General features: G+C 43.8%; 18 protein-coding genes. 1 reads left to right on the forward strand and 17 read right to left on the reverse strand.

Features of this window, described 5'->3' with window-relative positions; translation table 11 throughout:
• Window positions 1-41: 41 nt before the first annotated feature.
• The 13 genes from GTK07_RS14085 to GTK07_RS14145 all read right to left on the reverse strand — a co-directional run bounded on the left by GTK07_RS14085 (window position 42) and on the right by GTK07_RS14145 (window position 17,717).
• A complete protein-coding gene (locus tag GTK07_RS14085; RefSeq protein ID WP_163635888.1) occupies window positions 42-2,108 on the reverse strand; it encodes a DUF349 domain-containing protein in 2,067 nt (688 codons plus the stop codon).
• Between the two features lie 145 nt (window positions 2,109-2,253).
• Window positions 2,254-3,006 (reverse strand): shikimate dehydrogenase family protein, encoded by a 753-nt coding sequence (locus tag GTK07_RS14090; protein WP_163635889.1) that lies wholly within the window; start codon window positions 3,004-3,006, stop codon window positions 2,254-2,256.
• Window positions 2,960-3,997 carry a DUF368 domain-containing protein gene (locus GTK07_RS14095; protein WP_163635890.1) on the reverse strand — a complete coding sequence of 346 codons (1,038 nt, stop codon included), beginning with the start codon at window positions 3,995-3,997 and terminating at the stop codon, window positions 2,960-2,962. Before GTK07_RS14095 ends, GTK07_RS14090 begins: the two co-directional genes overlap by 47 nt.
• A gap of 19 nt (window positions 3,998-4,016) precedes the next feature.
• Complete coding sequence (locus GTK07_RS14100) at window positions 4,017-4,934, reverse strand: polyprenyl-phosphate transporter (protein ID WP_163635891.1); 918 nt, start codon at window positions 4,932-4,934, stop codon at window positions 4,017-4,019.
• Between the two features lie 27 nt (window positions 4,935-4,961).
• Window positions 4,962-6,362 carry a tetratricopeptide repeat protein gene (locus GTK07_RS14105; RefSeq protein ID WP_163635892.1) on the reverse strand — a complete coding sequence of 467 codons (1,401 nt, stop codon included), beginning with the start codon at window positions 6,360-6,362 and terminating at the stop codon, window positions 4,962-4,964.
• 86 nt (window positions 6,363-6,448) lie between these two features.
• The gene (locus tag GTK07_RS14110) at window positions 6,449-7,645 is read right to left on the reverse strand and encodes an aspartate aminotransferase family protein (RefSeq protein WP_163635893.1); all 1,197 of its coding nucleotides are present in this window, start codon (window positions 7,643-7,645) and stop codon (window positions 6,449-6,451) included.
• A complete protein-coding gene (locus GTK07_RS14115; RefSeq protein ID WP_163635894.1) occupies window positions 7,646-9,355 on the reverse strand; it encodes an OstA-like protein in 1,710 nt (569 codons plus the stop codon).
• Between the two features lie 76 nt (window positions 9,356-9,431).
• Complete coding sequence (locus tag GTK07_RS14120) at window positions 9,432-11,540, reverse strand: glycoside hydrolase family 97 protein (RefSeq protein ID WP_163635895.1); 2,109 nt, start codon at window positions 11,538-11,540, stop codon at window positions 9,432-9,434.
• A gap of 110 nt (window positions 11,541-11,650) precedes the next feature.
• Entirely contained in the window at window positions 11,651-12,919 is a 1,269-nt protein-coding gene (locus tag GTK07_RS14125; RefSeq protein ID WP_163635896.1) for an adenylosuccinate synthase, read from the reverse strand.
• A gap of 12 nt (window positions 12,920-12,931) precedes the next feature.
• On the reverse strand, window positions 12,932-13,390 hold the full coding sequence (locus GTK07_RS14130) for a Fur family transcriptional regulator (protein ID WP_163635897.1): 459 nt from the start codon (window positions 13,388-13,390) through the stop codon (window positions 12,932-12,934).
• Between the two features lie 41 nt (window positions 13,391-13,431).
• Window positions 13,432-15,636 carry a RelA/SpoT family protein gene (locus tag GTK07_RS14135; protein ID WP_163635898.1) on the reverse strand — a complete coding sequence of 735 codons (2,205 nt, stop codon included), beginning with the start codon at window positions 15,634-15,636 and terminating at the stop codon, window positions 13,432-13,434.
• Window positions 15,637-15,680: 44 nt separating this feature from the next.
• The gene (locus GTK07_RS14140) at window positions 15,681-16,913 is read right to left on the reverse strand and encodes a M48 family metallopeptidase (RefSeq protein ID WP_163635899.1); all 1,233 of its coding nucleotides are present in this window, start codon (window positions 16,911-16,913) and stop codon (window positions 15,681-15,683) included.
• Window positions 16,914-16,916: 3 nt separating this feature from the next.
• Window positions 16,917-17,717, reverse strand: a complete 801-nt coding sequence (locus tag GTK07_RS14145; RefSeq protein ID WP_163635900.1) for a TrmH family RNA methyltransferase — start codon at window positions 17,715-17,717, stop codon at window positions 16,917-16,919.
• Between the two features lie 69 nt (window positions 17,718-17,786).
• Between GTK07_RS14145 and GTK07_RS14150 the strand changes: the two genes are divergently transcribed.
• Window positions 17,787-18,590 carry a DUF6503 family protein gene (locus GTK07_RS14150; RefSeq protein ID WP_163635901.1) on the forward strand — a complete coding sequence of 268 codons (804 nt, stop codon included), beginning with the start codon at window positions 17,787-17,789 and terminating at the stop codon, window positions 18,588-18,590.
• Between the two features lie 45 nt (window positions 18,591-18,635).
• On the opposite strand, the gene GTK07_RS14155 is transcribed toward GTK07_RS14150, so the two are convergent.
• From GTK07_RS14155 to GTK07_RS14170, 4 genes are all read right to left on the reverse strand, one after another.
• Window positions 18,636-19,934 carry an amidohydrolase family protein gene (locus GTK07_RS14155; RefSeq protein WP_163635902.1) on the reverse strand — a complete coding sequence of 433 codons (1,299 nt, stop codon included), beginning with the start codon at window positions 19,932-19,934 and terminating at the stop codon, window positions 18,636-18,638.
• 10 nt (window positions 19,935-19,944) lie between these two features.
• Window positions 19,945-22,887 (reverse strand): amidohydrolase family protein, encoded by a 2,943-nt coding sequence (locus GTK07_RS14160; RefSeq protein WP_163635903.1) that lies wholly within the window; start codon window positions 22,885-22,887, stop codon window positions 19,945-19,947.
• 59 nt (window positions 22,888-22,946) lie between these two features.
• Window positions 22,947-24,020 (reverse strand): DUF3810 domain-containing protein, encoded by a 1,074-nt coding sequence (locus GTK07_RS14165; protein ID WP_163635904.1) that lies wholly within the window; start codon window positions 24,018-24,020, stop codon window positions 22,947-22,949.
• 87 nt (window positions 24,021-24,107) lie between these two features.
• On the reverse strand, window positions 24,108-25,214 hold the full coding sequence (locus GTK07_RS14170; protein WP_163635905.1) for a peptidylprolyl isomerase: 1,107 nt from the start codon (window positions 25,212-25,214) through the stop codon (window positions 24,108-24,110).
• Window positions 25,215-25,216: the final 2 nt, after the last annotated feature.

Here is a 25,216-nt window from a genome sequence, read left to right on the forward strand (position 1 = left end):
GAATTTAAAAGGTCAAAGTTTAAAACGGAAAATGAAGGCTGTTATTCTTCTTCGCTGCTATCTTCACCCTCTTCGGCTTCCTTGTTCAATTTATGTTCAAGGATGTTGAGTTTTTTCAGTTTTTCCTTCCAGGTCTGCAAAGCCTCTTTTTGCCTGTCGATGTTTTTGATCACTTCTTTTACCAAAGGATTGTCCTCTGAATCCCCTGAGAAAAATTGTAGGTTGTTCTCCAACTGACGGATTTCGGATTTGCTTTCATCTATTTTACGCTTGATGAAGACCCTTTCGTTGCCAATGGCATAGTTGTCTTCCGTTTTGGCCAACTCCTGTACCTTGTTACCGTATTTGAGCAGTTCGGATTCGTGTCTGCCAACCCCAAGTTTTTTAAGGAGGGCATCCACAATTTTGTTGAACTTTCCGTTGATGTGCTTTTTGTTGTAAGGAATCCTGCCGTATTGTTTCCATTCGGCCAAAAATGCTTTGATTGCTTCTAGATCTTTCTTTTTGTCTCCGCTTAATTGAAACTCTTTCAAGCGCTCCAAACAGGCATTTTTCTTATCGAAGTTTTCATATTCCTCCTTTTGCGCATCATTTTTGTCGGAATGTAAGCGATCAAAATAATGGTTGCAGGCTTCTTTGAACTCGTTCCAGATCTTGTCGGAATATTTGCGGGGAACATGGCCAATTTTTTTCCATTCGTTTTGTATGCGCTTCATTTCTGGCGTAGCTATGGCATAATCGTCACTATCCTTAAGTGCAAGGGCACGATCCAACAATTCCTTTTTCTTTTCAAGATTGGTCTGTTGGTCTTTTTTCTGTCCTTTGTAGAAGGAGTTTTTGCTCCTGTTGAATTTACGAACGGCATCCTTGAAATGTCCCCAGGTTTCCTCGTTCACCTTTTGCGGAACTTTTCCTGCTTTAAAAAAAGCATCTCTCAGTTCCTCAACATCTTTGATCTGCTTTTGTATACCCCTGTGGTTGTCCGCAACATTTTCGGCAATCTTGACAATGTTGGCAATGATTCCCTGTTTTATCTCAAGGTTCTTTTCAAAATCTTTTTCCAACTCCATAAAATGCTCCTGCCTACGCTGGTGCATGGCCTTGGTGGCATTGCTGAACCGTTCCCAGATCTCTTCCCGGTGTTCTTTGTCCACAGGTCCAATATCCTCCTTCCAGATTTTGTGAAGGGTCTGAAGTTCCCTGAACGCTTTGCTCAAATCCGGTTCACCCGCCAAAGCTTCGGCACGCTCCACCAATTTTTGTTTTTCTTCCAGATTGTGTTTGAAATCGAGGTCACGTAGTTCTCGGTTCAAATGCAGAAAATCATAGAAGATTTCCATGTGGTGATGGTAGGTGCGCCAAACATCGTTGTAGTTGGTGCGGGGAATAGGTCCTGCATTTTTCCAACGTTCCTGAAGGTCTTTAAAATTGTTGTAAGTGGTGTTGATATCCTCTTCAACATCGATAAGTCCTTTTAGTTCCTCAATGATCTGCAACCTGTTGTGTAGATTATTCTTGAGGTTTTGTTCCAGTTGTTTGTAATAGTGGTCACGTTTTTCTCGGTACTCAGAATATACCTCGTTGAATTGTCGTTTGGCGACCGAGTTATACCTGAAATCAATTTCATTGCCACCTTTGGAAACAAATTCCTCTTTCTTGTGTTCGATGAAGTCTTGAAACTTTTGATCGAACTCATATTTAATGGCACTGACATGTCTGCCAATGGCCTGTACTTTTTCGTTTTTTACCAATCGCTGAAGTTCCCCGACCAAGTTTTCAAGGGGCATGGAGTGGTAGTCCAACATGGGAATATAGTGCCGCTTTTCGTTTTCAGCATCCTCCGCATCCTCTGCGTTGGACTCATCTATTTCATCCATGGCATCGTCCGATCCATTGGTCGACTCTGATGGATTATTGGAGCTTGTCTCGGATTTTGCCTCTTCACTTTCGACTATCTCCGGAGTTGTATTTTCTGTTTGATCAGGCAAGGCATCTGTAGACACATTCGGTTCGGAATTGGGGCTTTCCTCCAAATGTGTGTTTAAGTTCTCCGATGTCTGCTCCTTCCCACCTTCAGCTTGCTGAAGTTTGCGTTCATTTTCCTGCATTAGTAGTCTCTTTTCCTGTTGATTGATGGTATTCTTTAGCCAATTTAACAAAATTAAACCGTCTAATTGCAAAAGTATCGATTCTTCTTTTGTGGTGGATTTTTGATGTACGGATTGGCCCTATCCCTTTATCAATCGTACTTTTTTAGGGAGTGTTCCAGATTTCCCAAGCCTTTTCGGCCTGCAATTTTAACATTTGGAGCCCATTGCAAATGTTGGCACCATGTGCTTCTCCCAGGCTTAAAAAGATTGTTTTTTCGGGGTTGTAAATCAAGTCATACAACAAATGCTTCTCGCTGATGAATGCATAGGGGATATCCGGCTTTTCGGAAATATTGGGATGTGTGCCCAAGGGTGTACAGTTAATGATCAGAGTGTGGTCTTCAATGATAGCCTGGTCCAATTCTTCATAGGAAAGTTGTCCTGCTTTATGTCGTCTTGAAACATAGGTGTTGGTAATCCCCAGTTGATCTAAAACAAACCGAACGGCCTTGGAGGCACCTCCTGTACCCAAAATCAAGGCTTTGGTGTGATGAGGCTTAAGAAGGGGTTCCAATGATTTTTGAAAGCCAAACGCATCCGTGTTGAAACCTTTCAAACCCTTTTCAGTTATCTTGATGGTGTTGACCGCCCCGATTTTCTCTACTTCCGTATCCAAAACATCCAAATAGGGGATTACTTCTTCTTTGTAGGGAATGGTGACATTGAATCCCCTTAAATTTTCTTGCAAAAGGATGTGTTTCAGCTCTTCTATTTTCTGAATGTCAAAATTTTCATAAGAATAGTTTGATAATCCCAAATCCTTGAATTTTTGGGTAAAATAGCCTTGTGAGAATGAATAGGAGATATTCCTACCGAGCAGTCCGAACCTGTTTGTTTGCTTTTCTGTTGTTTCCATACCAATCCAGCACCAATAATACCAAAATCCCAAGGATAATAAAAAGGATAGCCCACCAAGTTTCCACATTGTTCATGTGAGGCAGGTATCTTTGGTAGTTGAGGATGATTTTGTCACCGTTTGAGTCCATTACGGGAATTCCGGCTCCATCCAACTTGAAGATCGTACGTTTCCATGGCCAAATTACGCCAAGAGATCCTGTTATAAAACCAAGGATCACGGCCGTAGTGGTGGCCTTATAATGTTTGAGTACGTAACTTAGCAAATGCGAAAAGGTGACCAAACCCGTTGCGGATCCCAAGGTGAAAATGGCCAGGATCTTTAAGGTCTGCATGCGTTCTGCATCCTTATAAAACCCAAAATTCCCGGAAAAAATATCGGAGAAGGTGTCGTAGAGGGCGTTTACGGAATCTACCAAAAGCAATACATAATTGCCTAAAAGAATCAATATGAACGATCCGGAAAGACCGGGTAATGTCATTCCAGAAACACTAATAATGCCGCAGAAAAAAATGAAAATAAGATTATCGTTTTCCTTGGCGGGACTTAAAAAACTGATGGAAACGCCGATGACCAAACCTAAAACCCCGGCAGGAACGGTCCGTTTGTTCCAAGAATCAAAATCCTTTCCGATGTGATAGATGGAACCGACCACCATGCCAAAAAAAGTGGCCCAGACCAAGGTTTCGTTGTGGTCCAAGAAATAATCCAAAATACGGGACACGCTAAAGTAGCTCACCAGCATACCAAAGATCAAGAGAGCTAAAAACTGGGCATTGGTATATTGGTAAAAACTTTTGAAACGGCCATTAAAAAGTAGTTTGAGCGCCTTGGAATTAAGTTTTTGGAGGGAATAGATGAATTCTTCATAAAATCCGCCCACAAATGCCACAATGCCACCAGAAACTCCCGGTACCTTATTGGCCGCACCCATACATAGCCCTTTGATGATCAAAAAGAAATTGTCCAGAAATGTTCTCGGTTGATGCATGGGCCAACGGATGTTTGTCCTATTTTTTGGAAGCTGCCTTCTCCAAGATAAAAATAAGGGAAAATCCAATGATGGCTAGGATAATGGCAAGCATTAATTTGCTGTCGCCCCCAAATGCGCCAGGCCATACGTTCATATCGCTCACCACCACGATCTTTTCGCCAAAGACCTTGGTTTCCAAAACCTTTTTCCAAGGCCATATCTTGTTGAGGGAGCCTAAAATAAAACCGGTAAGCAGTGCCAAGGTAATGTTCTTGTAATGGTTGAACATCCATTTAAGCAATCTGGCAAAGCTCAACAGCCCAACAATAGCTCCAAGCCCAACCGTCAACACAATCTTGATGTCCCTTTCATGGACCGCATCCAAAATAGTCTTGTAAGAGCCAAGGAGCACCAAAATGAAGGCCCCAGAAATACCGGGAAGGATCATGGCGCAAATGGCCAAAGCCCCTGACATGAACAGGTAGGGGAGGCTGTCGCTGTTTTCTCCAACAGGCAGTTCCGTAATAAAATAGGCCAAAAGGGCCCCAAGGATAAATATAATCACTGTTCCCAGATTCCATTTGGTGATTTCCTTTCCCACAAAGAGGATACTGGCCAAAACCAGACCAAAGAAAAAGGACCAAAGCAACACCGGTTCGTTTTCCAACAACCAGCTCAAGAACTTAGCCAAGGAAAGAACGCTGATAAAAATGCCCACGAACAGGGAAACTAAAAAGTTGCCATTGATTTTGTTCCAAGCCGCTTTGATGCCTTCTTTGCGTAAAACGGTAACTAAGGAAAAATCGATGTTGTTGATGGAGGTGATCAGTTCCTCATAAATTCCGGAGATGAAAGCGATGGTACCTCCCGAAACTCCAGGGACCACATCAGCGGCACCCATGGCCATACCCTTAAGGGTAACGAATATATAATCCAGTAATCGGCGTGATTTCATGTGGCAAATATAAGCAAATGGGTTGCCCTATTTGGCAGTTTTCTTGATTTTGGAAACCAATGCCTTTACCCATTTCACTTCACTGAATTCCGGGAATTCCTCATCGAAAAGCTGCAGTTTCTCCAAATCCATTTCCATGGCCTCGGACAAGGCTTTTTTTGCCTCTGCTATATCTTTGTTCTTAAGGTGCATGCCAGCCAACTTATAGGAGAGTATGGCACTGTCCGGATAAAACTCAAGCCCCTGCAACAATACCTGTATGGACGAATCAAAATCACCGATCTGTTTCAGTACTTCTGACCAGTTCTTCCAAGTTTCCAGTTCATAGTTGCCCAAATCTACGGCTTGTTTGTAAGCAAAATCGGCCTCATCCAAATTGTTCATGGCAAAATAAATCTTGGCGGCCTTTTTCCAGTACAAAGGGTTTTCTCCATCAATGTTAATCGCCTTGTTGATGTAGTACAACGCCTTTTCGTAATTTTTTTGCCTGTAATGGAAGTCGGTTATCGCCAGCCAACCTTTGTCCAACAAGGGGTCTTCATGGACAGTGTGATAATAATAATATTTGGCCAGATCATTGTTCCCCAATTTTTCATGACACTTGCCCAATCTTAAAAAAGCATGGGAAGTAGGATCTTCCATGGATATGGTGGATTCGTAATTTTCAATGGCCTCGTTATAGCGGCCCAACTTCTCCAACACCTTGCCTTTTTCAAAATAGGCCCCTATGAACGTATCGTCGGAAATCACGGCAAAATCAAAGGCAGTGAGGGCCTCGGGGAACATGTCCATGGCGTAGTACATTTTGCCTAATTGGTGCCAGGCCACTTCGGAATAGGGGTTGCGTTCCAAATAATCGTTGAGGTAATGTATGGCCCCATCAAAATCCTCCAAGAACTCAAAACAATAGACCACATTGTACAGGGAGGAATAATCACTGTCATCAAACTCCACACATTTCATAAAGCTGGTCTTGGCTCTTTCGTAATCGTCCATGAACAAGTATTCCATGCCCAAAAGGGAATGGATATCAAAAGTGTCATCCGTTAAATGTAAGGCTTCCAATAATAGGTTGACGGCCTCTTGGTGGTTGTCCTGTTTGGATTGGATGTTGGCCCGTTGAATGTAGATTTCCTCGTTGTGGGCATCTATGTTCTGAATTTCATCCAAAAGCTTTTCTGCAGCATCGAATTTGTCCTCAAAGGCCAAAACTTCCACCTGCAATAATTTTAGTTCAAGGGAATTGGGGTGTTGTTCCAAGCCAATTTGAATGGCCTTTTTTCCCAAGGAGATTTTACCATTGTTCAGGTAATGGTGAATAATCTCTTCAAAGTCCTCCGCGTCAAAGAAATAGACGTCATCTGTCTTCAGCATGGACTCGAATTTACTTATGGATTTGTCAGGATACTCGTTAGAATCTAACGCCATAGGAACGTTTTTGGTTTAACTATGGACTTAAAATTAACCCTTTGCCTACCTCAATAAGTCCAAAATTTGGGTATGTTATCAACAAATTAGTTAACAGCATTGGGTTTATAGCTGTTCAACAGGGCAATGATTATGTCGCAACCCTCTTCAATTTCTTTCATGGAAATCGTGAGAGGGGGCGAGATTCGTACCGCTTTTGTCTCAAACAGCAACCAGAAAAGGATCAGTCCTTTTTTGGCGGCTTCAAGAACCAAATAATCGGCCACTTCCTTGCTTTCCATAATAGGGGCGAGCATCAAACCTTTGCCTCTTATTTCTTTAATCAAAGGATGTACCAAAAGCTTCCGAAACAATTTTTCTTTCTCCAAGGTCTGCGGAATAAGCTCTGTTTCCGTCAGCTCGCGTAAAGTTGCCAAACTGGCAGCCGCTATCACAGGGTTTCCGCCAAATGTGGTGATATGACCAAATTTGGGATGATCCTTCAGGTTGGCCATCATGTCCTTGCTGGCTACAAAGGCACCAACCGGTAATCCAGAGGCCATTCCTTTGCCGATGACCAAAATATCTGGCACGCAATTGAAGTGTTGAAAGGCAAAGAGTTTTCCAGTTCTCCCAAAACCAGGTTGAATCTCGTCCAAGATCAGGAGGGCCCCAACATCGTCACAACGTTTTCTTACCTTTTGCAGATAGTCATTTTGAGGAAGGATGAATCCCGCACCTCCTTGAATGGTCTCCAAAACAACGGCAGCGGTTTTTTCGGTGACTTTTTCAAGGTCTCCCTCAGAGTTGAAGTTGATGAAACGCACATCGGGCATCAACGGCCTGAAGGCACTTTTACGTTCCTCAAATCCCATCAAACTTAGGCTTCCGGTGGTGTTGCCGTGATAGGACCGGTTGGCGGCAACGATCTGCGATCTCCCCGTATGTCTTCTGGCCAATTTTAAGGCCCCTTCTATGGCTTCCGTGCCCGAATTGACCAAATAGGTCGTCTCCAGTTTTTTGGGTAGCTGGGAGGCCAATAATTTAGCAAACTCCACGGCCGGTTGCTGCACATACTCCCCATAGACCATCACATGCATGTATCGGTCCACCTGTGTTTTGATGGCTTCCACTACCCTGGGGTGGCAATGGCCCAAACCACATGCGGATACGCCAGCCACAAAATCCAAATGCGCATGGCCCTCTTGGTCATAGATATAACTTCCCTTGGCTCGGGAAACCTCCATTCCCAAGGGGTGTGGTGAAGTCTGTGCCTGGTATGTGAAAAAATCTTCCTTTTGCATTTATGGGGTCTGTACCTTCTTTTTGACAGTTTGGGGCTTGGGTCTTGTTGCCTGAGAGTTTGCCTTTGAATTCACAGGGTCGTTCTCGTTGCTTTGGCGTTCTTCTTCCTCTGCATCAATATCAATGGGATTGTCAATGCCCCTAATTTTCACCAATTGGATGTTGTTGTCGTCCTCGTCAAAAATTTCATCCTTGGACATGATCCGTTCATCACCCCGCCACACAAAACCCTTCAGTTTTCTGCTCTCCACGGGCAGGTCCGTTTCAGGGAAAATATCGCCATCCGGGTTTACAAAAAAAGTGATATCCTCAATATCGTTGTCCGCCATGAGCAATCTAATCTTACTGCAAATGGTCTTGTCTATTCCGATCAGTTCCTGATCATCATTATATACGTAATAAATGACTTCGGTATTGCGGACCAAATCAATGATCTTCAGCTCATTTTCGATGAATTTGCCAAACAGGTCTTTTCCTTTGGCCTGGTTGTATCCCGTTCCACTAATGGTGTCCAAGGAAATGATGAAAGCGTTCTCGATGACTTTTAAGGAGTCCAGTTTTTCGGTTTCCATGTCCGATATCAAGTGGATGCTATCCCCGGTAATCTGATTGTCCACGTTCCAAAGAATTGGGTTCTTGATCAATTGGGTAATCCCTGTAGACTCATCAAAATGGATGGAATCACATTTTCCGCTCAGATCGGTCTTGTAGAATTTGGCATTCCTGAAGGCCCTCAATATCCTGTGTTCCTCCTTGCCGGTAACCATTAGGGTGTCCCCATGCATATACAAGGAATCTTTTTGTACGAGGCTTATGGAAACGGCCCTTTTGGTGGCAAATACGGAATCCTTGGCCTTGTGTACCTCGGCATAATGTGCTCTGATCACCCCATTGTTGATGGTATCCGTAATCTTGATGTTGTTGGTGGCAGAGGCAAACTCCGAGACCTTGTCAAAATAGAGGCTATCTCCTTCAATAATCTTGTTGTCGTAGTCGATACGAGTGTTTTTGATGCCGTATCCCTGTTCGATCTTGGTGTCGTAAAAGCCCCGCTCACAATAGATTTTGTATTCTTCACCCGTTATGGTCGAAGGACCGTACATATACGCATTTTTGGAGGTGGTGTAATAATCCAACTGCTCGGAATCAATAATATAATCCGGATTGTCTATATGCACATTTCTTTGGAACTGATACTTTTTAGGGGTCATGAAATAAGTACCCACTTTACTGGTCAAAACGTTTGCAGAATCCACAACTTTCCCGCCCGAATTGTAGAAGGCTTTCTGGTTTTCTCGATCAAAGTACAGGGTATCGGTGGTCAAGGTCATCTGCCCGTTGGTCAAATCCACTTTTTCCCATGCCTTGGCCAGTTTGGTGTTACCGTCATAATCCATCTTGCCACTGTTCATTTCTATGGAATCGCCCTGTTGCATGCGTATGTTGCCAATGGCCTTTAGTTTATTCTCTTCCGTAAAGAAAATGGCAATATCGCACCAAAGGTCGGCACCTTGATGTTCAAACTGTACCTGTCGTTCATCATCCCGACTAAATATGGAAGCACCTGGGAACTGGGCCTCATCCTTGGTAAAATTGGCCCCATAGACAATGTTGATCTGCCTACCTTCGGTTTTTGGTTCTTTTTGCTGGGCCATGGCTCCTACAAAGGAAAGGACCAGTATCAAAAAAGAAATTCTTTTCAAATCCATGAAATTTTGCCCAAAAGTAGGGTTTTTGGGCAAAGTGGCATATATCCTTTAGAAAGGTTTGTGAATTACCGGAAAATTATTTTTTTATCAAACTGATAGCAAATCCGCCACCTTCGGCCAAGCGTACGGATAGATCGGAACCCTTTTTGAGGTCTAATTTTTCAATAGCAATTGCCGTGGGATTATCCTTGTAATTCGCATCTTCCGCATCCTTGTAAATAATGGCCTCGTAAGATGTTCCATCATCCAAAAAATCAAAATTGATATTGAGTTCACGTGCCTTTTCATCAGTAATACCGCCCACAAACCAATTACCTGTTCTACGTTCTTTTCTTGCTATGGTCACAAAATCACCAACCTCCCCATTCAACACTACAGTTTGGTCCCAGTCCACACCCACATCGCGGATAAATTGGAATGCAGGCTGGTTTTCATAATTCTCCGGAAGATCACATGCCATTTGAATAGGGCTGTAAATAACCACATATAGGGCTAATTGTTGTGCCAAGGTGGTGTTGATCTGGTTGTTGGGTTTGGTGGGCAACGTAATATCAAACACACCAGGTGTGAAATCTATTGGGCCTGCCAACATTCTTGTAAAAGCTACGATGGGCAAGTGTTCCGGAGGGTTGCCGCCATCAGACGCCCAGGCATTGAATTCCTGTCCGCGAAGCCCTTCCCTTGCAATCACGTTGGGGTAGGTGCGTCGAAGCCCTGTTGCTTTAATAGGCTCATGGGCGTTCACGGCCACTTGGTACTTGGCTCCTGTTTCCACTACTTTTCTGTAATGGTTCACCATCCATTGTCCATGGTGATATTCCCCTTTGGGTATAATTTTACCCACATAGCCGGTTTTTACGGAGTGGATGCCCAATTTGTGCATGAGTTGGTAGGCGGTGTCCAGTTGTTGCTCATAAGTTCGTGGGGCTGCGGAAGTTTCATGGTGCATGATCAGTTCCACTCCCTTTTCCTTTCCGTAGCGGGTCACCTCTTCCAAGTTATAATCGGGGTAGGGGGTAATGAAATCAAAGACACCCTCACGGTCCTCAAAACCAATCCAATGTTCCCATCCGGTGTTCCAGCCCTCTACCAAAACCCCAGTAATATTGTTTTTGGCCGCAAAATCAATGTAATGTTTGGTGTTTTCCGTTGTGGCTCCATGTTTTCCATGAGGTTTTGCATCAGTTGTAAAGGAATTCATGTCTTGCGAAGCGGCATAATCCCATGTGGATTTACCAATGTGCATTTCCCACCAAATGCCCACATATTTTTTGGGTTTGAACCAGCTTACATCTCCAATTTTATTGGGTTCATTGAGATTGACGATGAGTTTTGAATCGATAAGCTCCGTAGCCTTGTCCGCAATCTGGATGGTCCGCCATGGTGTTTTAAAGGGTAAGGCACGTTTCACCTTGTATCCCAAACGGTCGGAACCCACCAGTTCACTGGTCAATTTTAGGGTTTCATTGTCCACTTTTAACGTCATACCCGCATAATCGGTGAGGTTGGCTTCGTGAAAACTAAGATGCAGCCCTGAATCCGAACGCATGGTCACTGGAGTGTTCACAGCATTTTCAGGAATGTTGCTCTGGGCCAGGTCGGCATTGTTCCTTTTGGCTATGGCATCGATTTCCGAAACTTTGGAGGTGTTATAAAGATGCTCATAAATATCCCAATCCCCGGGTATCCAAAATGAGGTATAGTCCTCCGTCAGTTGAAACTCGGTATTTTCATCCATGATGATGATGCTATCGATCCCTTGTTGGGGTAAAAACTCATATCGAAAACCGATGCCATCATCATAAGCCCTGAAATATACATTGATTTTTCGGTTGGGTGCCTGTGTCTCTTCCAGTTCTACCTTCAGTTCGTTGTAGTGGTTCACCACATCTTTTTGTTCACCCCAAGGCATTTCCCAGGTTTCGTTCACCGTGTTGGTGGTGTTTCCAATGATTTTGAGGTGGTCTTTGAGTGAAACTTGATCATTGAAATCAAACCCCATGGTAGAGGTGTCGATTACCATCTTTTCGCCATGGTTTACCCAATATTGAGGCATTCCATCCGCAGAAAGTTGAAATTGGATGGAATTCCTTCCACTGGGAGATGATACCAATAAGGCTGTTTGTTTTTCAGTACAGGAAATTAATGTCCCGACCAAAAAAAGGAGGGTCAATAGTTTGTTCATTTTAGCAGTTTTTGGACAAATTCTTATGTGCGGAACGGTTAGAAACAAGCCGAACTCCTTTGCAGGAAATTATCCTTAAAGGTACTGAAAAATGCGCTAAAAACCGAAGCTTACCTGTGGATAGTTTGGGTTCTATCGGGACCTACGGATACAATTTTGATCGGCACTTGCAACTGCTCTTCCAAAAACGCAATGTAATCGTTCAACGTAGCGGGAAGGTCTGTTGAGGAAGACATTTTGGTAAGGTCCTGTGCCCATCCTTTCATTTCAGTATAGATTGGCTTAACATATTCACTTTCAATACTGTATGGTAAATGTTGTATTTTTTTGCCTTTGTAGTCATAAGCAGTACAGACCTTGATGGTCTTGAATCCACTCAAAACGTCTGCTTTCATCATCATCAACTCCGTAACACCATTAATTTGAACAGCATATTTGAGAGCGACAAGGTCTAACCAGCCACAACGTCTAGGTCTTCCGGTTGTTGCGCCAAATTCGTTTCCAACGCGACCCATGGTAGCACCATCCTCGTCAAAAAGCTCGGTAGGGAAGGGGCCACTGCCCACACGGGTGGTGTACGCCTTGAAAATGCCAATAACACGGTCAATGCTGTTGGGGGCCACACCCAAACCGGTACAGGCACCGGCGGCTGTGGTATTGGATGAGGTAACGTAGGGATAGGTACCAAAATCGATGTCGAGCAAAGAGCCTTGTGCTCCTTCGGCGAGGATTTTTTTGCCCTCGGCTTGGGCCTTGAAAATGTATTCCTCACTATCAATAAAGGTCAATTTTTTCAATGCTTCCACACCTACACAGAATTCTGCTTCCAATTCGGCAAGGTTGTATTCAATTTCGGCATTATAGAAGTCGATCATGGCCTCGTGTTTATCAGCCAATGCTCTGTATTTGGTCTTCCAATCGTCAAATTCAAGATCCCCGACGCGCATTCCGTTACGGCCGGTTTTGTCCATATATGTTGGACCTATGCCTTTTAATGTGGAACCTATTTTGGCTTTTCCTTTGGAAGCTTCCGAAGCGGCATCCAATAATCGGTGGGTTGGCAGGATCAAATGGGCCTTACGGGAAATAAGGAGTTTGGATACAAAATCGATGTTGAACTTACCGAGATTGTCCAATTCCCTTTTAAAGATTACGGGGTCGATCACTACTCCGTTCCCCACAATATTGATGGCATTTTTATGGAATATTCCGGAGGGTATGGTGTGCAGTACATGTTTTATACCATCAAATTCCAAGGTGTGACCCGCATTTGGACCTCCTTGAAACCTGGCGATGATATCGTATTCCTTGGTCAGTACATCAACAATTTTTCCTTTTCCTTCGTCTCCCCATTGGAGTCCAAGCAATAAATCTACCATGTAAAATGTGGGTTATTCGGTTAGGTTTTCTTCTTTTTTGTTACGGGTTCCGTAGAAATATAAGGAGTGGTTATTGATCTTGATGTCAAAAACCTCCTCAATTGTTTTTTTTATGGATTGGATGCGAGGATCGCAAAATTCAACCACTTCGCCGGTGTCGGTCAAGATTACGTGATCATGTTGACGGTCGAAATAGGATTTCTCGTATTGGGCCTGGTTTTTGCCAAACTGGTGCTTGCGTACCAATTTGCATTCCAACAATAATTCTATGGTATTGTAAAGGGTGGCACGACTAACCCTGTAGTTTTTGGTTTTCATTTTGATATAGAGGGATTCCACATCAAAATGGTCGTCACTATCGTAAATTTCCTGTAGTATGGCGTAGCGCTCAGGGGTCTTGCGGTGTCCCTTTTCCTCAAGGAATGCGGTGAACACATTTTTTACAATTTCCTGATTTTTGTTGTTGTTCATGGCTTTCTACCTAAGCTAATGTACAAAGGTACAGCTAAAAATTAAATTCTGGACACTTTGTCGATCCCTTCAACCTGCTTTAAATTATCAATAAGCTTTTTCAGGATGGTGTTGTTTTTGACCACCAATGTGATTTTGCCTTTAAATGTGCCGCCATCGGCAGAAAAGTTCAGGTTTCGCATGTTTACGTGCATGTTTTCCGAGATGATCTTGGTGATGTCCTTCACCAAACCTAGGTTATCGATACCTGTAATTTCTATATCAACGGAGAATTCTTCTTGGGTGGAATCTATCCATTTGGCACTGATGATACGATAAGCATAGTTGGATTGCAGGGCAATGGCATTGGGACAGTTCTTTTTATGCACCTTTATACCATCATTTACACTCACAAATCCAAATACATCATCTCCTGGGATGGGGTTACAGCATTGCGATAATTTATAATTGAGACGTTCCTCTTCCTTACCGAAAACGAGCATGTCATATTTGACGGTGATTTCGTCCTTGTCAATATCCTTGGGAACCGGGGTCTTACGAATCTTGTTCTTGAAGAAATTGATGAAGGAATTATGGTACGATGAGGCAAAATCCTTCAACTTATCATTATCGATAACCCCGATTCCGACCCTATAGAACAAATCTAAACTGGTTTTCAGCTTGAAAAAGTTCACCAGTTTATTGACAGTATCCTCGTTGAGTACAATCTTTTGGGATTTCAACTTTCTTCGAAGGATTTCCTTGCCTTCGTCGGCCACTTCCTTCTTCTCTTCCATCAAAGAGGATTTGATTTTGGCCCTGGCCCTGGCCGTATTGGCGTAGTCCAACCAACTTTGACTAGGTTTTGCCGTTTCGGAAGTCATGATTTCTACTTGGTCCCCACTGCGAAGCTGGGTGCCTAGTGGAACCAATTTACCATTGACTTTTGCCCCACGGGTCTTCATGCCGATTTCGGTGTGGATGTTGAAGGCAAAATCGAGTGCGGTGGCACCTTTGGGCATGGATTTTAAATCTCCCTTAGGTGTAAATACAAAGATTTCCTTGGCGTAAAGGTTCAATTTAAATTCCTCCACAAAGTCAACGGCGTTGCCATTGGCACTTTCAAGGGCTTCCTGAAGTTTATTCAGCCATTCCTCAATACCCTGTTCTTTTTGGTCTCCGTGTTTGTACTTAAAGTGGGCGGCATAACCCTTTTCAGCAATTTCGTGCATCCGTTCGCTTCGAATCTGTACTTCTACCCATTTTCCTTTGGGGCCCATCACGGTAATGTGAAGGGCTTCATAACCAGTGGATTTTGGAGAGGTGATCCAATCGCGTAACCTGACCGGGTTTGGTGTAAAGTGGTCAGTTACAATGGAATAGATTTTCCAAGCTAGGAATTTTTCGTTCTTCCTGTCGGATTTATATATGATCCTGATGGCGAACTTGTCATACACCTCATCAAAAGAAACATTCTGGGTCTTCATCTTTCTTCGGATGGAGAAAATGGATTTCATCCGACCTTTGATGAAATAATTGAGTCCTTCCTTATCCAGAGAGTTTCGGATCACATCCGAAAAAGCCTCGATGTAGGCAAGATTTTCTTCTTCCGTATCCTCGATCTTGGCGCGTATGTCGTTATAGACCTCAGGTTCAGTATATTTAAGGGCAAGGTCTTCAAGATGCGTCTTGATATTGTAAAGCCCTATCCTGTGTGCCAGGGGAGCATAGATGTAGAGTGTTTCGGATGCGATCTTCACCTGTTTTTGCTCTGGCATGGAATCCATGGTGAGCATATTGTGGTAACGGTCCGCAATTTTTATAATGATTACCCGCACATCATCATGGAGTGTCAACAGCATTTTTCTAAAGTTCTCTGCCTGCTGACTGATGTCCATGTCCTTTTTAAGGTGGGCGATCTTGGTAAGTCCGTCTACGATCCTAGCCACGGTTTCCCCGAACATTCGTTCAATATCGGCAAGGGTGTAGGGAGTGTCCTCTACCACGTCGTGCAAAAGGGCCGCAGCGATGGAAACGGCATCCAATCCAATTTTGGATGCAACGATCTTGGCCACTGCAATGGGGTGGAAAATATAGGCTTCTCCCGATTTCCTCCGCTGGTCTTTGTGTGCATCAACGGCCACGTCAAACGCGGAGCGTATCAGCTTCTTGTCCTCATCGGTCAAGGTCTGATAGCTGATGCGAAGCAATTCTTTGTATTGCTTGGCAATCTCCTTGTTTTCTTTTTCGATAGCAGCGGCTGTCATAGTATATTAAAATTACTACAATCTTATTAGGTGGGCAACAAAAACTATGCCTTAAGGTTTCGGATGCGCTCCACCAAAGGTGGGTGGGAATAGTGCACGAAAACGTAAGCGGGGTGGGGGGTAAGATTACTCAAACTGTTCTTGGACAACTTTTTCAACGAGGTAACCAATGGTGCGGCCGAAAAGGTGTTCTTGGCATAATCATCCGCCTGAAACTCAAATTTTCGGGACAAATAGTTCATGGCCAAACCGGTAATTTCGGAAATAGGGCTGTATAATAGGGCAAAACCTACCAGGGCCGCATGAAAACTGGGAGTGCTTACCCCTATGGCCAAAGATATCCCCGGATGGTTGATGAAAAGGGACAAAATATACAGGGTAAATCCAGTGACGGCCAAGGACAAAACCAAATTGAAAATGATATGGTTTCGTTTGTAGTGACCAACCTCGTGCGCCAAAACGGCCACAATTTCCTCTTCCTCCAGATCATGGATCAAGGTATCAAAAAGGGTAATCCGTTTTTCTTTACCGAATCCGGAAAAGTAAGCATTGGCCTTGGTGGAGCGTTTGGAGCCATCGATCACAAAAATGTTCTTGAGTTCAAACCCCACTTTTTGGGCATATCCTTCTATGGCGTTTTTCAAGGTTCCATCTTTGAGTGGTGTCTGCTTATTGAACATGGGCACGATCAACCTGCTATAAAACAAATTGATGAACAAAATAACAACCCCAACCATGATCCAGGTGTAAATCCAAAATTTTGGCCCTGTCCATTGATAAAACCAAATAAATAGCGATAAAATTCCTCCTCCCAAAATAGCTGTCAGGATACCGCCTTTGATCTTGTCCAAAAAGAACAATTTTTTGGTGGTCTTGTTAAAACCGTATTTTTCTTCGATCACAAAAGTGCGGTAATACGAAAACGGCAACCCCAATACGGCACTGCCAAAGGTGATCAACCCGAAGAATACCAAGGCCATTGGGATGGTTTTCATACTAATGGAACGAGTCAATTGGTCTATCCATTCGAATCCGCCGAACCACAAAAAGCATAGGGTCAATAGCAAGGAAAATCCATCGGACAGTAACCCAAACCGATAATTCGCCTGTTTGTATTCCTGTGATTTCTGGTATTCCTTTTCGTCAAAAACATCTGATAACTCGGGTGGTAAAGTGGATTTGAACCGTTGGGCATTCAAGTGTTCCAACAATTGGTGGACCAAATATTGGACAACAAGGATAGCGAGAATGACATAAAAGAGTACAGTTTTTTCCATAGACTAAAATCCGCGTTGTCGCTTGGCCTCAAAGATAAGTATTGCCGCCGATACCGAAACGTTCATTGAATCGATTTCCCCTTGCATCGGTATAATGATGTTTTGGTCGGAAGTTTGGAGCCAATCCTCCGTTAATCCTGTCGCTTCTGTACCCATTACCAAAGCGGTGGCACCTGTAAAGTCACAATCCACATAGTTTTTGGAAGCTGACAGGGCTGCACAGTAAATCTTGATTTGGTTTGATCTTAGGAAATGGATGATTTCTTCTGTGGAACCCATCCCTACCTGATTGGTGAAAACACAGCCCACACTGGATCGGATAATGTTCGGATTGTAAAGGTCCGACTTTGGATTGGCGATCAAAACGGCATCTATGGCCGCGGCATCCGCAGTTCGTAAGAGCGCACCAATATTACCAGGTTTTTCGGGAGCTTCTGCCACCAGTACCAAGGGTTGTTTGTTTTTGAACCGAATGCTCTCTAAGACATGCTCCTTGACTTTCAGGATTCCCAAAACTCCTTCCGTAGTTCCGCGATGTGCCAATTTTTCATAAACGGGTTGGGTGATCTGGATGATCTCGGGGCTTGAATTTCCCAGTATTTTTTTCAGGTGATGATCGGGCCAAATCTCAGGACAATACAAAAAAGTTGTAAGGGTATAACCTCCCTTTTGGGCAAGTTCCAACTCACGTTGTCCCTCCACCACAAAAAGTCCGCTCTTTTTCCGTTCACGGGATTTTTCCTTAAGTAGCAGTATATGTTTTACCAATGGATTTTGGACACTGCTGATCGATTTGGCTTCCATCACGGAGTAAAAATAGCGTTTCTTGTAATCTAAAAAAGCTGTTTTCGACCAATTGCCAAAATATACTCCATGAAAAAAACAACCATCCTGATGATTTTTTTGGCATTTGTTGCCTGTAAACCTTCCTCGAAAAAGGAACAAGTAGAAGTGCCCGAACCTATTGAAGAAGTTACCAACAAAACTAAGTATCCGGAAAACATGGCCAAGGTCTTTGAGGCCCATGGTGGATTGGAACTTTGGAAATCCATGCGGACGCTTTCCTTTGTTCTGCCAAATCCAGAAGCTCCTGAAACCCATACAATAGACCTTTGGTCAAGAAAGGATAGGGTGGATACGGAAAAGTACTCCATGGGTTTTGATGGAGAAAAAGCTTGGCTTTTGGATCCTGATAAAAGCTACAAGGGAGATGCTGCTTTTTATCATAATCTCATGTTCTATTTTTATGGAATGCCATTTGTTTTGGCAGATGAAGGCATTGTGTATGGCCATGCGGAAGATTTGGTTTTTGAAGGGAAACATTACCCTGGAGTCAAAATTTCCTATAATGTTGGGGTAGGAGCATCCTCTAAAGATGAATACTTTATCCACTTTGACCCGGAAACCTATCAAATGGCCTGGTTGGGCTATACTGTTACATACAGAACCGGTGAAAGTTCCGATAATTTTAGGTGGATCCGTTATAGGGATTGGCAACGTTTAAGTGGTGTGCTACTCCCACAAACCATTACATGGCACAATTACGAAGGAAGAAATATTCTTGACGCCCGAAATACAGTCACTTTTGATGAAGCCTCATTGAGCAACAAACCAAAACCCGACAGTTTCTATGGGAAACCGGAAGGGGCAGAATTTGTCGAAATCAAGAAGAGTTAAAAAAAAGCGGCGTTCAATTGAACGCCGCTTGCTTTATTGAGAGAACTATTGTCCTGTCTTTTCTCTTTCAAACTTGCCCATATAGCGGTGCCAAAGTTTGGTCTGATGGGTTTCTAGGGATACGTCCCTACCATCAATATAAGCTTTGGAAAGCTGGTTGGTACGCATATCCAAGGCGTCACCTTCGGAGATGAACAAAGTGGCACTCTTGCCAACTTCCAACGTTCCATATTGATCATCGATACCAAGTATTTTGGCTGTGTTACTGGTCAAAAGTTGCAAGGCTTTTTCCTTGTCCAATCCTTGTCCAACGGTCTGGCCGGCATAAAAAGCCATGTTCCTGGCTTGGAAATTGGCCGATTCCTCATTCTGTAATCCGACCAATAGACCTGCATCTACCAAAAGTTTTGGCAATTTGTATGGAAGGTCATAATCGTCATCATCGTATTCGGGTAGGGCGTGGGTCACTCCTACCAAAATGGCCACATTGTTTTCCTTAAGGAAATCGGCAATTTTATTGGCACGGTATCCGCCAACGATTACAATGTGCTTCACACCAACTTCCTTGGCCATGTTCACGGCATCGGTCATTTCCTTCTCCCCATCGGCATGGATGTATAAACGCTTGGAGCCATTAAAAAGTCCCTCCATGGCCGCAAAAGGAAGATTTTTTTCCTTTTCTGCAGCTTGTCCGTAAGCACTGGAATTCAAGAAGAACATTTTAATGTTGTCCGTTTGGTCTCCGTAATCCTTATTGGGAACAAAGCCACGGTCTTCACCCATCCACCATCTGCCTCTCCTAAAAAAGGATGGCCAGTTCATGTGGATGCCATCATCGGTCTTAACGGCAGCGTCTTCCCAATTCCAGGCATCGAACTGCACAATACTCGATGTGCCGGAAATGGTTCCTCCTTGCGGGGTTACCTGTCCCAAAAGCACTCCGTTGGGCCTCATGCTCTCCACCACTTTCGATTCGGCGTTGTAGGCAATGATGCTCCTTACATGGGGAATCATTTCACCAATTTCATCCTGATCGTCACTGGCCCTTACGGCATCTACTTCCACCAATCCTAAAGGTTTAGCCGGAGCTATAAACCCTGGATACACGTGTTTTCCTTTGGCATCGATCATGGTTCCAATGGTGGGGGCCATTAGGTCCGCACCGATCGCGGTGATTTTTCCATCCTTAAAAATGATGGTACAGTTTTCAATGACCTCCCCATTGCCGATGTGGGCCGTGGCACCAAAAATGGCAACTTGTTCGGTTTGTGGAGGTGCTGGGGTCTGCTGTGCGTTCAATGAAACCCCAAAAACAATGGTTATGATTAAAAATATCTTTTTCATGGTGTATGGTTTATAGGGTGTCACAATCGAATAGTTCTTTTTTGCTTTGGACCGGAGTTTTGGTCTTACCGCCTTTTTTCTTCTCGTTGAGCATCATTCCAATGAGTCGGTTTCTTTCCTTTTTCACGGTTTCGCGCATCATTTTGTCTTTTTCCAAATCAAAATAAACGGCTCCTTCAATGATTGTTTTCTCCGCCTTGGCGTAGACGGATAGCGGATGGTCTGTCCAAAGGACAATATCGGCGTCCTTACCTTCAGCAATACTGCCCACTCGGTCATCCAAGTGCAATAATTTAGCCGGGTTGAGTGTTACCATCTTCCAAGCTTCAATTTCCGAAACGCCTCCGTATTTTACCGTTTTACCGGCCTCTTGGTTCAATCGTCTTGACATTTCGGCATCATCGCTGTTGATGGCCACGGTTACTCCTTGGCTCGCCATGATGGCCGCGTTATACGGAATGGCATCGTTCACCTCATATTTGTAGGCCCACCAGTCGCTAAAAGTTGAACCTCCCACACCATGCTCGGCCATTTTGTCGGCCAATTTGTACCCTTCCAAAATGTGGGTGAAGGTATTTACCCGAAAATCAAATTTTTCGGCAACCTTCATCATCATGTTGATTTCGCTCTGTACATAGGAGTGACAACTGATAAACCGTTCGCCGTTCAGGATTTCGGCCAAGGTTTCCATTTCCTCATCGTAACGGTAAGGTTGTCCGCTCTTTTTCTTGGTATCGTATTCCTTGGCTCTCTGGAAATAATCGGTATACACCTGTTCCACACCCATCCTGGTCTGAGGAAAACGGGAAAAACTGCCCCAGTTGGATTGCTTTACGTTTTCACCCAAGGCAAACTTGATGAATTTGGGGGAGTTCGGGAAGATAAGTCCATCGGCGTTTTCACCCCATTTCAATCTTAATATGGCAGAACGGCCACCTATAGGATTGGCGGAACCGTGCAACAATTGAATTGTGGTAACACCTCCTGCAAGATCGCGATAAATTCCCATGTCCTTTGGGTCTATAACATCCTTCATACGGACCTCTGCTGAGGAATTGTGTCCTCCTTCATTGATGGCCAAGGCGGCAATGTGGGAGTGCTCATCGATGATTCCGGCTGTCAAATGCTTACCCGCTGCATCGATTACCGTTGCGCCACTGGCTTTAAGGTCTTTGCCCACTTTGGCAATTTTACCATTTTTGACCAATACATCGGTATTTTCCAAAATGCTGTCACCAGTCCAAACGGTTGCATTTTTGAAAAGCATGGTTTCCTGCTTCGGTTTGGAGGCATAGCCATATCCTACATTGGGAAAGGTGAGTGCCACCAATTCTGGTTTTTCGGCTTCCTCTGGAGTGGATTTTTCCTCAAAGGCCTTGGTTTTGGTCAAGGTTGCTGTGGTTTCATCGCCGTTGGGAAGCACCACTTTACCCTTGATGGTTTCCGAACCTGGCATCACATGGGCCACCATTCGGTAGGATCCCACACCATCTTCTGAGAAGGCAAGGTTCAACCAATCGGCATCATAAGTGAATTTGGATTCCAAGGTTTCTTCCCCTTTTTTAATGTCCGCTTTGGGCTTGTCCACCGAACCGCTCAAGGAAACAGCGAAAGTATTGGCGCCAACGGAAAGATTGTAATCCCCACGGATATCCACAATGTCCATGGATTGGATAATGTTCTTACTTCCCTGCACCCAGTTTTCATATAGGATGGTGTTCTTGTCAAAGATTTCACCGGAGGTGATCAAGAAATTGGCCTGACTTCCCACTTGTAGTGATCCGATCTGTCCTGATTTGCCCAAAATTCCAGCCGGAATGGTGGTCAGTGCTTCAAGGGCTGTGGTTTTGGACAAGCCATATTCAATGGCCTTCATCAATTTATCCTTTAGGTCTGAAGGAGATTTTAAACCGTGTAGGGTAATAGTGAACTCCACACCGTTATCGTCCAAAACCTTTGGGTTGGATGGAGCCAAGTTCCAATGTCTCATATCGCTTAATGAAATGTATTGTGCCTGATATGGGTTGGAAACGTCAAACGCATCTGGAAAATTAAGAGGTAAGATCAATTTGGCGTTGGTAGCTTTGATATCTTCAATGCGCTCATATTCATCTCCTCCTGCCAAGATTACATATTGAATCCCAAACAGGTCACCGATCTTGTCGGCGCGCAATACATTGCCATTATCGCCGGCATCAAAGATCTGGACCAATCCTTTGTTGGCAATCAAGGCTTCCAAGGAACGGTCCTTGGTATCCACATTGCCCTTGCTGTACCAATCCATATCATAATACAATTGGCGCATCAAGGCCATTGCTCCCATCAATGAACTTGGATAGGATTGTCTCTTGGCAACACTTTTGGTAAATGAAAAATACTGGGCCGATTTGTCGGAAAGGATGCGTTGTGCTTCACTTCCGCCATCGTTTAGGGCCACTAGTAATCCTGTACCACGGGCAATACCATCTTCAATATGGGCATTTACGGTCCCGAAACCAGCTTTTCTAAGTTCTCCGGCCTTTTTGGAGTCGTATTTAAAACTGTTGATGGCATTGTTTTCGGGCATGATATGATCGTTCCAATAAAAGCCCTCTCTTTCCGGCTCATATTGCCCTGAACGGCCACCACCACTGTCGCGATCAGGTTTTTTTACTCCAAAATCGGAGAAGATGTCCACAAAAGATGGGTAAATGGATTTTCCTTCCAAATCCTCAACAACGGCATTTTTTGGGATGCTTACAGATTTTCCAACCTGTACCACTTTACCGTTTTGGATCAGCAACGTACCTTTTTCAATTACCTGAGTAGGGGTAATGTAGATCTTGGCATTGGTAAATGCCGTGTAATTGTTGTTTTTCTTTGCCTTTACACCATCATTTATGGGAAAATAGTCTTGTGCGAACAAAGAAACACTGCCCAAGAAGAAAGACAGCGCCAAGAGTTTAAATTTCATAAGGTTAATATTGAATTAGTAGGCTTAAATATAACCTAAGTGTATGTACCCCACAAGTTTCAAAATTTGGAGGAGGGGCTATTTTCGTAGTTGATCATAAGCCCAACGACCCCGTTGTAACTTTTGATGCCTTCCTTTTGGTTGTTCACCTTTAAAAAAGTGTTGAATACGGATTTGAACATGGGTTCCAATGGATTCTCATATTTTTTCCAAAAATCGTTCAATTCCTTAAAATTTTCCTTCACACCAGGATTTAGGGTGGCCAAAATCCTTTTGTACTGGGTTTCATCCTTGTAAAACAGATCCGATAGACAATACCCCAAGGCATGATGGTAGGATGCATATTTGAAATAAACATCGTCACTGTTCGAGGTGACCAAATAACCAATAAAATTGGTGGCGTCCTCTGCGGAATAACCCAACTGGTGGCCCACTTCATGACCGCTGACCATGGGCAATCGGAAGGCAGGGGTAATTCCATTTACCTGTGCCTCGTTGGTAAAGGGATTGAGGTAACCGCCATAGCCCATAATGGTCAGTGGCAGGCTATAGATGGATGATTTTAAACTCGGGTTGGTATATTCGAATTCCGGAAATTGTTTTTGTAGCAGAGCGTAGGCATCCTCGGTTTTTTGAAAGATTTCCCTTTTGGGGTAGGGAATGTGTACCGGGGCTAGGCTGTCCTGGGTTATTTGCTGTTGATAATCATTTGTTTTTTGGGCCACAGTTTGGGTAAACCGAACCAGTTCGTCCAATGTATATTGCCGATCAATGTTCAGTTTCCAAGTAATGGGTTGGCGGTAATAGTTCATGCCCCAGAGCAAGTGGAATGCAAAATAGGCGATGGAGAGCACCACGACCACATCTTTTACAAAGTTGAGGGGTTTTACCTTGATTCGCTTCCATTGTTTGTAGAGATATCTGCCTGCTAACAAGAACAGTGCGGTATACAATACGTCTCCAAAGGAGAAAGGAAGCCAACCGAACAACATCCTCAAAAAACGGGAGATGTAAACGTAGATGCCGTTACTGTAATATTCCTCCACCCAATCAGGATACCTAGCCAACAAACCCACCAAAAAAATCTGGATCGGAAAAAGGATGACTAGAATCGTTTTGGTCTTTTGTCCCATCAATACAAATGAATGCTTTGCAAAAAATGTTGGCATAAAAAAAAGCCGCACGGAAAAGTACGGCTTTTTTGTTTTTTATGTGGATGTCTATTCTTCTATTCCCACTACTTCCAAATCGAATACCAGAGTGGATCCTCCTGGAATGGGTCCGTAATCGTAATCGCCATAACCCAAGTGAGGAGGAATGAACACACGAAGTTTGTCTCCTACCTTCATGGTCAACAACGCTTCCCTGAAACCAGCTGCCAATTGGGCGTCAGGGCTATATTTCATTGGGAATGGGGCATAACCGCCTTGATCCCTTCTTCCGGCGTTGAATTGGTTGAATTGTAATGCGATTTCTCCTATGTTGCTATCGAACAAGTCCCCGTTCATCAACCAACCGGCATAGTTTACCAATGCCATTTGACCAATTTCTGGTTGAACCCCATCACCTTCTTTCAACTTCAAAATCTTAAGACCGGAAGGCATTTCTTGTGCGGTAGCCATCTGCTCGGTGAATTCTGCAGCCAAGTCCGACTTCATTTTAATGAATGCCGCAGAAGCTACTTTTTCTTCTTCAAAGTAATCTGCCAAGATCTTTAGGGCGTCAAAGTTTTTGGCCTCCTTGCCGTTACGTACGATTTCTACGTGGTTCATGACAACATTTGTCATTGGTTTGTCACCAGGCCCTGTTTTGGTATTGGCAATGGAATCCACTACGTCCAACCCTTGTACCACTTCCCCAAAAACGGTGTGTTTGCCATCCAACCAAGGTGTTTCTTTGTGCGTAATGAAGAATTGGCTACTGTTGGTTTTTGGGCCACGGTTGGCCATAGAGATCATTCCTTTTTTGGAGTGACGGAGGGAATCGTTGATCTCATCTTTGAAGGTGTAACCGATGTTACCACTTCCAGTTCCGGTTGGATCACCACCTTGGATCATAAAATCTTTGATCACGCGATGGAAAATAACCCCATCATAGAATTTTTTGTTCTTGAACTCATCATTTACATAAGGGTTGTTGCCCTCGGCCAGCGAGACAAAATTGGCCACGGTAACGGGAGTCTTTTGATATTCCAATTTAATGATGATATCACCTTGGGTGGTTTGGATATCGGCAAAAATACCGTCGCCCAATTCAGCATACTTGCTGGTTTTGCAGCCAAAGAAAACCGTGGAGATCAAGGTTAGGATATAAAGGGATTTTTTCATTG

The organism is Flagellimonas sediminis (assembly GCF_010500845.1).
GTDB classification, from domain to species: Bacteria; Bacteroidota; Bacteroidia; order Flavobacteriales; family Flavobacteriaceae; genus Flagellimonas; species Flagellimonas sediminis.